This is a genomic window from Wujia sp. (assembly GCF_056872695.1).
This window is the reverse complement of sequence record NZ_DBMFCD010000007.1, coordinates 68,105-80,783: the sequence shown is the minus strand read 5'-3', so window position 1 is coordinate 80,783 and position 12,679 is coordinate 68,105. Positions and strand designations below refer to the sequence as shown.

General features: G+C 46.3%; 9 protein-coding genes. 2 read left to right on the top strand and 7 right to left on the bottom strand.

What is annotated here, in order from left to right; genetic code table 11:
• Nucleotides 1-27: 27 nt before the first annotated feature.
• From ACZQK9_RS08205 to ACZQK9_RS08195, 3 genes are all read right to left on the bottom strand, one after another.
• Nucleotides 28-498 (bottom strand): hypothetical protein, encoded by a 471-nt coding sequence (locus ACZQK9_RS08205; protein ID WP_483270277.1) that lies wholly within the window; start codon nt 496-498, stop codon nt 28-30.
• Between the two features lie 173 nt (nt 499-671).
• Complete coding sequence (locus ACZQK9_RS08200; protein ID WP_483270276.1) at nt 672-1,403, bottom strand: response regulator transcription factor; 732 nt, start codon at nt 1,401-1,403, stop codon at nt 672-674.
• Entirely contained in the window at nt 1,400-2,704 is a 1,305-nt protein-coding gene (locus ACZQK9_RS08195; protein ID WP_483270275.1) for a sensor histidine kinase, read from the bottom strand. Before ACZQK9_RS08195 ends, ACZQK9_RS08200 begins: the two co-directional genes overlap by 4 nt.
• A 440-nt stretch (nt 2,705-3,144) precedes the next feature.
• Here ACZQK9_RS08195 and ACZQK9_RS08190 point away from each other — a divergent pair, with 440 nt between their 5' ends.
• Nucleotides 3,145-4,005: a nuclease/transposase family protein gene (locus ACZQK9_RS08190; protein WP_483270274.1), complete on the top strand. Its 861-nt coding sequence runs from the start codon at nt 3,145-3,147 to the stop codon at nt 4,003-4,005.
• Between the two features lie 85 nt (nt 4,006-4,090).
• On the opposite strand, the gene ACZQK9_RS08185 is transcribed toward ACZQK9_RS08190, so the two are convergent.
• Together ACZQK9_RS08185 and thrS are read right to left on the bottom strand one after the other, a co-directional pair.
• Nucleotides 4,091-5,524, bottom strand: a complete 1,434-nt coding sequence (locus tag ACZQK9_RS08185; RefSeq protein WP_483270273.1) for a phospholipase D family protein — start codon at nt 5,522-5,524, stop codon at nt 4,091-4,093.
• A 3-nt stretch (nt 5,525-5,527) separates the two neighbouring features.
• Complete coding sequence (gene thrS / locus ACZQK9_RS08180) at nt 5,528-7,291, bottom strand: threonine--tRNA ligase (protein ID WP_483270272.1); 1,764 nt, start codon at nt 7,289-7,291, stop codon at nt 5,528-5,530.
• Nucleotides 7,292-7,891: 600 nt separating this feature from the next.
• On the opposite strand from thrS, the gene hcp reads away from it, so the two are divergent.
• A complete protein-coding gene (hcp, locus tag ACZQK9_RS08175; RefSeq protein ID WP_483270322.1) occupies nt 7,892-9,454 on the top strand; it encodes a hydroxylamine reductase in 1,563 nt (520 codons plus the stop codon).
• A gap of 9 nt (nt 9,455-9,463) precedes the next feature.
• Here hcp and ACZQK9_RS08170 read toward each other — a convergent pair whose 3' ends face one another.
• Together ACZQK9_RS08170 and ACZQK9_RS08165 are read right to left on the bottom strand one after the other, a co-directional pair.
• Nucleotides 9,464-11,941: an ABC transporter permease gene (locus ACZQK9_RS08170; RefSeq protein WP_483270271.1), complete on the bottom strand. Its 2,478-nt coding sequence runs from the start codon at nt 11,939-11,941 to the stop codon at nt 9,464-9,466.
• A complete protein-coding gene (locus ACZQK9_RS08165) occupies nt 11,941-12,660 on the bottom strand; it encodes an ABC transporter ATP-binding protein (RefSeq protein WP_483270270.1) in 720 nt (239 codons plus the stop codon). The genes ACZQK9_RS08170 and ACZQK9_RS08165 overlap by 1 nt, the downstream gene beginning before the upstream one ends.
• Between the last annotated feature and the right edge of the window lie 19 nt (nt 12,661-12,679).

Sequence of the window (12,679 nt, the reverse complement as noted above, 5' to 3'; positions counted from 1 at the left end):
TTCTTTCACCCGTCTTTATCCTTTCTTCTATCCGTGGAAATCTCCCGTCTTCCAATTCACTGCCACATATGGCACGATCTTCCCGTCGATTTTCACATAGACCTGATAGACATCATTTCCGATATATTCGTAATGATCCGGCACCACTCCATACTCCTCATACAGCGTCTTCTCGAACGCTTCCTTCCACGAATCATCGGATGGCTCGCCTTCCTGTGACTGAGATTCTGTTGTCTGGGATTCTGTTGCCGCCGGTTCCGTCTTCCCTGTATTCGAACCTTCTGACTGTAATGTGCTGTCCGGGGTATTGCTCTCCGTAACAGATTCGGTCGCAGTTTCATTTTCGGTGGTTGTCGTAACCTCCGTTGCTGCTTCCGTCGTAGTCACCATCTCGCTGCTCACCTGGATGATATCGGTTGTGTTATTTTCACTCACATTGCTGCATCCCGCCAAAGTCACTACCATTGCCGTACATAATATCCATGCTTTCTTTCTCATAGTTCTTTCCTTCTTTCGGTTGTATTATAACGATTGATATAAAAAGAAAATAGGCTCTTTTTCTATCTAAATGTGTCAATTCTTCAGATATCTTCCGATTTTCTTTTTATAACCTGCATCATACATCCGGCATGCATCATTTCTGCATCATTCTTGTTACAGATTTATATCTTTTACAAAAAATCTCTGCGATACTGCGACGGTGTACTCCCCTCCGTCTTCTTGAATACCTTGGTAAACACCCGGTAATCGGCATAGCCGCACCGATCAGAAATCTCCGCAACGGATAACTGTGTCGAGACGAGCAGCTTCTTCGCACACTCCATACGGATTGTCGTCAGATAAGCAAGGAAATTCACACCGATCTCATTCTTGAAGAGCTGGCTGATATACTGTGCGCTCAGATGAAATGTTTCCGCAAGTACATTCAGGCTGATTTCTTCTGCCAGATGCTCCTGCATATACCGTACAATTCCAACAATCGTTGACGCTTCACTGCCGGGTGTCACATCCTTCGTCTGCTTCTCGAATATCGATATCTTCAAATGATCGATCGTGTTCCCGAACTCCTCATAGTCGACCGGTTTCAGGATGTAGTCCGTAATCTGCAGCCGCAATGCTTCCCTGCAATAAGAAAAATCATCGTATCCCGATACAACGATAAATGCCATATCCGGATATTTCAGGCGGCTGGTCTGGATGACCTTCAGGCCGTTCATAATCGGGATATTGATATCCATGATTACAATATCCGGCACCATGCTGTCGATCACCCCAAGCGCCTCGACACCATCCGCTGCCTCACCCACGACTTCACAGTCATGTGCGCCCCAGTCAAATAATTTCTTGAATCCCTCACGTATCATAATCTCATCGTCGACTAATACGACGCGCAACTTTCTCATGATGCTTCCTCCTTCCAAACCGGCAATAGCAACCGCGCTGTCACGCCCCCTGCGCTGTTTTCCTCATAGGATAGTCCATATTTTCTGCCGCACAGATATTTGATCCGTTTCTGCACATTCAGGATCCCGATACTGTTTCCATCCAGCTTCGCCTCCTGCTTGTTGTAGTGCAGTAACATCTTATCAATCTGTGCTTTCATACCCTCTTCAAATCCGCTGCCACTGTCTTTGATGCGGATCTCCATATCTGCGCCTGCGCGTTTTACGGATATCTCGATTTCGCCCCGGTATCCGCGGTTCTTCATTCCATGCAGCAGACTGTTCTCCACCAGCGGCTGTAAGATAAAGTTCGGTACCTGCACTGCCCCTAAATCCGGATCGATATCATAATCGCAGAAGAGCTCCGGATACCGGTAGCACATCAGCTCCATATATGCTTCCACAAGTTCGAGCTCATCATCAAGCGTGACCATCGAACGGTCGACCTTGACGCTCAGCCGGAAGAAATCCACAAGCCGCATCAGAAGCTTTGCAACCTTCTTATCTCCGTCCAACTCCGCCTGAATCCGAATCGTATCAAGCGTATTATACAAGAAATGCGGATTCACCTGACTTTTCAGATAGAGCATCGACATCTTCTGTTCCGTAAGCTCCGCACGCAGCGCATCCGGATTCTCCAAGGTCAGATAGAATGCGAGCGTCATAAGCGTGATTCCCATTCCACTGATCAGCCATGTATGGTGCAATCCCTGTAGGAAGCAGATTGTGAACTCAAATATAAGTGCCATTCCGATGGCGAATTTCTTCTTATTGTCCATCCGCTTCCAGTTTGCAAGCAGCAGCCATGAGCAAAGTATGAGATACACTGCCACACTGACATAGCTTACATATGCATAAAGTCCCGCCGAATAATTTCCATCCGGTGTCTCGATGTAAGTAATCGGAAGCGTCATCGCCCCGACTTCCGAAATCGCCAGAAATATCCGTGCCGGCAGATCGAGTGTCCGCTTCTTCCCGGTCTCTTCCTCCACCAGTATCGCAATATACTGATAGAAAAAGAACAACACCAATGCCATCGTACCGACAAACAGCCGGTGTAAAACATCGTTCAGCACAAGCGGTACCTGAGCAAGATGGTTTACCGTATAGATCGTCGCCGCATCAAACATCAGATGCACGATCACCACGATCAAAAGTGCCGAAAATGTCTTATGTAACGCGGTCTGTCTCCGCCTTGCCGAGAAATAGATTCCCGCCACAAACGCCAGAATCAGTATCAGCGCAATCTCCATTCGAATCATAGATTATTCTCCTTCGCGTTTTTGCTCATTTACAGGAAAGTCACCGGACACCGCCCGGTGACTTCACACGTGTAAACACGTTTCCTGTATCGCACAATTAACTACTATTATTTTCACATAATATTATATCGGATAATAGGGGATTTTTATAGGGGAATGTGTCGATTTTATAGGTTGTAATACCTTGTGTAACGTGTGAATTTTCTGTGATATTTTTCTTTCCCTTATTTACAGCATATGCTTTTCCATGATATGGTAATTGTGTTGTCGAGAATCGTTGTTCTGGCGTAGTTCGGTAACAGTCTATTTATTTTTATCATTTCAAATATCTATTTACTTATTTTGTTACCCGTTTACTTTTGAATTCAGACAAACATTTTACTGTTTTACAAAATTCACACATTTTCATGCCTTGTTATGATATACTTAGGAGGAATATATTGAGTACAAATCAAAACTATATCCATTGGCATACAGCCTTTCAGGCTGCAGCCGAATTGGAACTACGGGAAAATATCGAAGAGTTAACGTTTGAGCCAGAGCATTATCTGAGTAAAGAACCGTTGCGCATTGATCTATTGATTCTGCATTTGAAGGATCATACAACGCATCTGCATAATGAGATTGGAAAAATTATGCGGAAACATAATATCATCGAGTACAAAGGTCCCGGTGACCAGTTATCCATTGACACATTGCACAAAGTACTTGGTTATGCCTGCCTGTACAAATCCTTTGGAGACACCGTGGACGCCATATCCACGCATGATATCACGGTGTCACTCTTCCGGGAAGCATATCCACGAGAACTATTCAAAAAACTCAAGGAGGATACACAAAGCCATGAGATCAAAGAAGAATATCCCGGAATTTATTACATATCCGGTTTTCTGTTTCCTTTGCAGATTGTTGTACTACGCAGACTAGATCCAGTATTACACAGCATATTTTGTGTATTATCCAAAGAGGCTGAAACCTCAACAATTCAGGAGTTCCTCAAAAGTACAAAAGGGATGACATCCAAACGTGATATGAATAATATCAATGCTATATTGCAAGTAAGTTATGCGGCGAATCGAACTATATATCAGGAAATCAGAAGGGAGAAATTAGCTATGTGTGAAGCATTAAGAGATTTATTTCAAGATGAATTGGAAGAACAATATCTGGCAGGTGAACAGCAAGGCATAGTAGTCACTATCAAAAATATGTACAAAAATAACTTTACCATAGACCAGATCGCATTAGCTTCTGGAAAAAGCACGGATGAAATTGAAAACATATTAGGCATAACAGAATAATTCGATTTGCAGTCAACAAAAAGAAAGGTCTATCCAATTTTTCTCGGATAAACCTTTCTTTTTTATATCTTATCTAATTATATCCCTAAAACAAAAACCGCAGCCATCCAAGCAGATACCGTACAACAAATACTCTACGGCGGCGTTTCGGTGTGAGTGCGATTGGCTCCACATGATAAGGATTCGCATACTGTCCGTCGGCAAGCACCTGTCTTGCGCCCTGTTCATATTTCATCATGGCTGATTCCAACTGGGCGTTGATCTCCTTACTTCGAATTACGAGCATCAGTTCTGTGTCCAAATAGACACTGCGCATATCCATATTGAACGAACCAATGATGGATATATCATCGTCGATCAGAATGCTCTTTCCATGATACGAATATCCGCCCTCATACTCCCAGATTGTAACACCGGTACTGCTGATTTTGTCCCGGTTTTTCTGGTAATCTGCGGAACCAAACGGGTTGCCGTTATTCGCGACAGAGTTTGTCATAACCGTAAATTCCGGTACATTTGCAGCTACATCTGACCAGGTGTCATACATCATATCATTGCAGATGATGTACGGTGTGTGGATCTTTACACGCTTCTTCGCCTGCTTCATCAGGACACCCATCTCATACCATGCTGTCGGCTCCTTCGCCCCGGTATGGATTGGATTCGAGATCAACATGATTTTGTCAGTTACAACCGTATCTTTCTCATTGTCCGTGTCTGTGATTGTATCTTTCCGTGCATCGTAATAAGTGACAAATGCCGTCTGCACATCTTCCTTTGCCTGCTTAACAGATTTCCGGTCGGCAAGCTTTTCTTTGTCATGGAAATATTTACAATCCTTCTGACTCCAGATCGTCTCAAAATAAGCAAGCAACCGGTTCACGGAGCTATCCGCCTGCGGATTCTCGCAGACGACCAGCACATCGCGGTCGTAATTCTTATGTCCCGGGAACTCACCAAGGAAATAATTATATGTATTTCGTCCGCCAAGGATGTATGTTTTCCCATCTGCGATCAGATATTTGTCATGCATGCGCCCCATCATCTCCCAAGGTTTTAATGGGTTCGCACGGTTATACACCTTGATCTCAATATTCGGATGGGACGACATCGCATAGAAATATGCATTTCCTTCCATCGCCGTCCAACTCTCGAATCCATCTACTAAGATACGGATGTGCACATTCCGCTCCGCTGCCCGAAGCAAAGCACCCATCATGATCTGTCCGCTGTCATCATCATGAAATGCGAACGTAGATAAGATGATTTCTTCCTTCGCCTGTTCGATCAGGCGGACACGCTGCAACAACGCATCCCCATTTTCCTCGATAATACGGGCGCGCTCTTCGACCGATGCATCCGTATAAATATCTTCGGGATGCAGGCTCTGCTTCGTCTCTTCCGAGAGCGCCGGCTGCTTCTTGTATGCAGCAAATATTCCAATCATTTCATATAGCAGAATGATCACGATTGCGCCAACGACGCAACCGATCACTCTAAGCACTCGATGTTTCCTCATTGATTATCTGTTTTTCGCCTTTGTCTTGATCTCTTCCTCAATCTTCGCAACAAATTCATCCAGACCAACAACAGTTGTATCTGCCTGACCATGCAATCTGTAAGATACGGTGTTATTTTCAACCTCGTTGAAGCCAAGAACCAGAAGATATGGAACCTTCTCCACCTGACCTTCACGCATACGGTAGCCAAGTTTCTCTGCTCTGTCGTCTAATTCTACACGGACATTCTTCGCATCCAGCGCATCCACAACCTTGTGTGCATATGCCATCAACTCTTCGTTGTCTGTCTTAACCGGCATAACCTTTACCTGAACTGGTGCTAACCAGGTTGGAAGGTTACCCTTTGTCTCCTCCAGAATGTATGCCATGAAACGATCCAGAGAACCGAGGATTGCTCTGTGCAATACAACCGGTGTCTTCTTCTCGCCATCTTTGTCAATATAAGTAAGCTGGAACCTCGCAGGCAGACAGAAGTCAAGCTGGCAGGTAGAAAGTGTATATTCATTTCCGACGGCCGGCTTTACATTTACATCAAGCTTTGGTCCGTAGAATGCTGCCTCACCGATTTCCTCTGTATACTCGATGCCAAGGTCATTCAATACCTTACGAAGTGCATCCTCGGCTGTGTTCCACATCTCATCATCATCGTGGTATTTTACCTTGTTCTCCGGGTCACGCAAAGACAGCACGCAACGATAATCTGTGATACCGAAATCCTTGTATGTGCTGAAGATCAGGTCTACAACCTTTGAGAACTCATCCTCGATCTGCTCCGGTGTCACGAACAAATGCGCATCGTTCTGACAGAAATGTCTGCCTCGCTCGATACCCTTCAAAGTACCACTCGCCTCGAAACGGAAGTCATGTGCGATCTCACCAATACGGATTGGGAGGTCTTTATAAGAATGCATACGGTTTGCATAAATCATCATATGATGTGGGCAGTTCATCGGACGAAGAACGAAAGACTCACCCTCTACGTCCATGGCCGGGAACATATTTTCCTTGTAGTGATCCCAGTGACCGGATGTCTTGTACAGATTCACCGTACCAACACATGGTGTCATAACGTGCAGATAGCCAAGCTTGCGCTCCTTCTCCTTGATGTAGTTTTCAAGCTCCTGCCAGATCGTATAGCCCTTTGGAAGGAACATCGGAAGTCCACGTCCAACGAGATCGTCTACCATGAACAGCTGCATATCCTTACCGATCTTTCTGTGGTCTCTCTCCTTTGCCTCTTCAAGAAGCTTTAAGTGTGCCTCCAGTTCTTCCGGTGTCGGGAAGCAGACGCCATAGATTCTTTGCAATACCTTGTTGTTGCTGTCGCCCTTCCAGTAAGCGCCGGAATGACGGAGCAGCTTGAAGTTACGGCAGAGCTTTACATTGTCTACGTGTGGTCCACGGCAGAGGTCTGTAAAGTCGCCCTGCTCATAGCAGGAAATCGTTCCATCTTCCAGATTAGAGATCAGATCCAGCTTGTACTCATCATCCTTGAACATCTCCAGAGCCTCTTCCTTGGAAATCTCTTTACGGATGATCTTCTTGCCTGACTTTGCAACCTTCTTCATTTCCTTCTCGATGGCTGCGATATCCTCATCGCGGATTACGTCATCGCCGAGGTCTACGTCATAGTAGAAACCTTCTGCAACAACCGGTCCTACCCAGAACTTTGCCTGTGGGTACAGGTGCTTGATTGCCTGCGCCATTAAGTGGGCACAGGAGTGGTTCAATGTTTTTAACTGTTCGTCTTCTTTGAAGTTTACCATTTTCGTTCTCCTTTTTCTTATTGCGAAACATATCCACTCTACGAGAGTCTCATATGAATACTAATTCTACGCAGACACGCTCTCGCTCGGTTCATCACGCAGTGGTACTAAATTCACGACAAACAAGTTTGCCGTTCATTAAGTACCAGCGTGCTTCAACGGTCTGCTTTAGAATTACTATTCATATGCTCCTCAATCCATCTTATTGAATGTTTCGCATACTACCAAAAAAGCACCTTGAGATACAATGCCTTAACCTTGTATCTAAGGGTGCTTTCACACGGTTCCACCTTAGTGTTTCACTTCATTTGGCTTTAACGCATGCCTTACGGTGACGCTTCAACAACCGATCATCCGGTCATCTTCTACGCACAGCTCGGGAATGGTTTTCATACATTTCTTCCATAAACGGCTTCCAGCTTATGTCGTTCTCTCTGGATGGTGTCCATGCACTACTCTTTCCGTCAACGCTTTTTCCTATATACATGGGTATTATACCACAGGATTTTTGTTTGACAACCCGATTTTTGAATAAATTTAGATTCTCCGGTTCATACTTTCGTAAGAATCTATTTTCAAAGGAGTACAATCATGTCAGAAATGTTTTGTTTTCAATGTCAGCAGACCGCAGGCAACAAAGCCTGTGTGACAACCGGTGTCTGCGGCAAACAGCCAGAAACCTCTAATCTGCAAGACGAGCTCGTATGCGAGCTGATCCAGCTGGCTGAGGCAGCTACGAAGGAGCAGAATTTCACGTCCGAATCCTGCCGTCTGATCATCGACGGACTTTTCACAACCTTGACCAATGTGAATTTTGATAACGATGCGATCCGGGATTTTATCCATCGTGTCATTGCGGAGCGGGAACGCATCGGTTCCACACCTGTTCCGGTTATCTCTCTGTGGGATGGTACAAACGATATCGTATCGCTTCGCTCCACCCTGCTCTTCGGACTGAAGGGTATGTCCGCCTACGCGCATCACGCCCGCAACTTAAGCTATGAGAACGAGGACGTCAACCGATGGTTTTACAAGGGCTTATGCGAGGTCAATCGGGAACACACTGTGGAAGAATGGATTGCCCTGATCATGGAATTTGGGCAGGTTAATTTCAAATGTATGGAATTGCTTGACACAGCAAATACAAAATCCTTCGGCACTCCGGAACCGCGACGCGTACACACCGACATCCGGAAGGGACCATTTATCGTCGTGTCCGGTCATGACCTAAAAGATATGGCAGAACTGCTCGCACAGACAGAAGGAACCGGTATCAATGTCTACACACACTGCGAGATGCTTCCGGCACATGGCTATCCGGAGCTTGCGAAATATAAGCATCTTGCCGGGAATTTCGGAACCAGCTGGCAGAGTCAGCAGACGGAATTCGAGAATATCCCTGCCCCTGTGCTTTTCACAACAAACTGTCTGATGCCGCCGCGTCCAAGCTACGCTGACCGCATTTACACGACATCCGTTGTCGGTTATGCCGGAATGAAGCACATCACCGGAGATAAAGACGGACACAAGGATTTCAGCGAATTGATTGCACATGCCAAACGCTTAGGCGGTTATGAACACGACCACAGCATGAGCGGTATTAACGGCGGTCATATTGTAACGACCGGTTTTGCACATGGTGCAGTTTTATCCCACGCAGACAAAATCATAGCCGCCATCAAGAGTGGTGCGATCAAACACATCTTTCTTGTCGGCGGCTGTGACGGTGCCCATCCGGGACGAAATTATTATACGGAATTTGTAAAGCAGACACCAATGGATTCCCTCGTCCTGACACTCGCCTGCGGTAAATACCGTTTTAACGATATCGACCTTGGGGAGATCGACGGGATTCCACGTATCTTAGACATGGGGCAATGCAACGATTCTTACAGTGCCATCAAGGTTGCCCTCGCACTTGCAGATGCATTTTCGTGCAGCATCAACGAGCTTCCGCTTACCCTCGTCTTATCGTGGTACGAACAGAAGGCTGTCTGCATCCTGCTCACCCTGCTTTCCCTCGGTGTCAAAAAGATATACCTTGGCCCGACGCTCCCGGCATTCATGTCCGAGACCGTTGTCAAGTTCTTAGTTGATACCTACCAGCTCCAGCCACTTACGGCGCCGGAGCAGGATATGGATACGATTTTCGGCAGAGGTTAGATTGCCGGATTACTCTACCCCTTTTAATACTTCGATCATGTCAAGCTTCTTGATCCGCTTTGCGAACAGGAAGCTGACAAGAACGGAGATGATCAACACAAAGATACCGGATAAAATATAATCCATCGCCGGAACCTTCAGCATATAGTCGTAGTTTTCCCCGTTGCTGTTTATCATCGCATTTAATGTCAGATTTCCGAGCGGTGCGCCAAGCAGGATGCCGATGATCGACAGCCAGAAATTCTGTCTGGAAAGCATGCCTCGTATCTTCGCGGACTGCATGCCAAGCACCTTCAATGTCGCAAACTCCTTGATGCGCTCGTTAAAGGAGAGCGAACCAGAATTATACAATACCGTTACGACCAGCACGGCAGAAAACAGGATCATGGCGAAGATCATAATACTCATAACCTCCATGCCCTTCTCATATGCTTCCTTCATCTCGGTCTGGCTGTTCACACCGCTGACATAAGAAAGTGTCTTCTTACTCTCAGCATCCTTGTTGTCTGTCATAAGCAGTGTCGGTGTATAGGCTGCTCCGGTCTTCTCGAAATCTTCCTTCAAAAACGCGATTCCCTGTGTATCAGAGTTTCGATAGATCGCCCCAACTTTTGCTTCATACCATGTATTTTTGCTGTACAGATGCCAGTAAATCGTGTCGCCGACATGAATCTTCATTGTCTCAGAAAGCTTGCGGCTGACACTGACAGTCCCCGGCTTGATCGATGTGATATGGTTGTCAAGGTCGAGAATATTGTACAGTCCTTTCCCCTCGATCACGGTGATCGTCTGTTTCTTCTTCTCATCCGTCGTTGGATTCTGCACCTTGGATACTTCGATCTGGTCGATCATCACCAGTTCTCCACCAAGCTCCTCCTGCATCGCATTTACCTCGGAGATCGATGCGTCGGCAGAAAGCTTCACTTGATATTCAGATATGGTTGATTTGCCAAACATCATATCTTCCATCTGCGGCACAAGCTCATTACAGCCTACACCATATAACATCAGAAGCATACCAACTGCAGTTCCGATGATCGACATGAAGGCACGCAGCTTTGAACGTGAGACATCGCGCAGATTGTACTGTGCCTGGAACGAAAGCTTGTTCCAGAACGGCAGCTTCTCGAACAGGCACCGTTTGACCTGCTTGGGTGGTGCCGGGCGAAGTGCTTCTGCCGGACGGATCTTCAGAAGCTTCTTGCAGCTTAAGAAATCTGCCAGCACACATGCGGCTACGATTGCCACTCCGACAACCAGATAGATCGGATGGAAGATCGAATGCAACCCCGGTACAATATAATATTCCGCAAACAGGCTGATCAGCCACGGACATGACCAGAATACACCCATAAGGATTCCGGCAATCACACCAAACAGGGAAATAAATAAGCTGAAGCTTAAATAATGGAACAGAATCTTTCCTTTCTTCATACCAAGGGCGTTCATCGTTCCGATCTCCGTCCGCTGCTTGTCAACCATACGCTTCATGGACGTTGCAATAACAAGAATTGCAATACCAACGAAGATAATCATAAAAGAATACGAAAATGTCTGGTGCTGGTCAAGCTCACTGTCAAGTCTTGCCAGTCCCGGTACTGATTTGCGGTCAATCATTGCTGAATATCTGTGATTGATTGCATCGGCAATCTCGTCCTCGTGTGCAAGTGCCTTTCCGTCGGTCGTCTTAATGACCATCTGTGTGTACGGCATCATCTTCGTAAGCTTCTCATCACTCATCTTCTCGACCAGCGTCAGAAGCATATCCTGCGACAGATCATCCACGCTCATACCGTATTCATCCAGCTTATCGAACACTGCCTGATAGGTATCTGCGTGCTTCTTGATATCTGCCGCCGTAATCTTTTCCTGTTTGATCAGGTGCGTCACATACTCCCGAACCGGAAATGCATCGTACGACATATATGCCATCGTGATGTTCTCCAGAAACATATCCGCATCCCCGTCCGCCTGCCGGAACTCATATTCCACAGACTCGACCAGACCACGGATCGTCTTCGTAAATGTCACACCATTGTATTCAATCGTAAATGCATCGCCGACATGCAGATCCCGTTTTTCGGCAAATGCATTTGCTATCCATACACCGTCTGTATCATCCGGGTTAAAATCCTCACCCTCGATCAGATACGGTGTATTCACTTCATTTTCTTTCATTAAGAACAGATCAACCTGTGCGCCATCCTGCTTCGGTGCACTCGCTGTCACCTGCATCCGCAGCTGTGCCTGCTCCACAAAATCCAGATTTCTTACCGCTTTCAGATCGTCACTTGTAAAGCCTTCTCCGTACATCCAGATATCCGAGAGGTTACATGCATCGTGGTATTTGCTTCGCGCCACATTCTGGGATACGACATGTCCCTCCATCGTGATGAATAGCATCATGGCAATGGCTGCAAGCAAAAATACAGAGAAGAATGGTCCAAAGTTCGCTTTGAACTCACGCAGCATCTTTCGAAATAGCATTACCACTCCACCTCCTCAACTGCAAGCGGGTGTTCGTTCGTGATCACTTCACGGATCTTTCCGTTCTTCATACGGATGACCTTGTCTGCACACTGTGCGATATCCGCGTTGTGCGTAACTAAGATGACAGTGTTCTTTCCCTCGCGGCTCTGCTTCTGCAAGAGCGATAAAACGATCACACCCGTCTCAGAATCAAGTGCACCGGTCGGCTCATCGCCAAGGATGATACGTGGCTTCTTGGAAAGCGCACGCGCAATCGATACACGCTGCTGTTCGCCGCCGGATAACTGAGATGGAAATTTATCCTTATGATTGGCAAGTCCAACCGCCGCAAGCATCTCGTCCGGATCCGCAGCATCTTTCACAATGCTTTTGGTAAGAGCAACATTCTCCCGTACCGTCAGGCTTGGGATCAGATTATAAAACTGAAAGATAAATCCAATCTTGCGTGCACGGAAATCTGACAATTGCTTATCGTTCATCGCCGATACTTCCTCACTATCGATCAGAACCTTACCCGATGTCGGCAGATCCATGCCGCCAAGCATATTTAACACGGTGGATTTTCCGGCACCGGACTGACCGAGAATGACTACAAACTCGCCTTCCTCGATCGTAAAGCTCACATGGTTGTTGGCATACTGCAGTGCCTCGCCCTCTCCATAGGTTTTTACGACATCCTGAAATTCAACAATCGTCTTTTTCCCTGTGTCACTCATACATGTATCCTCCATCTCT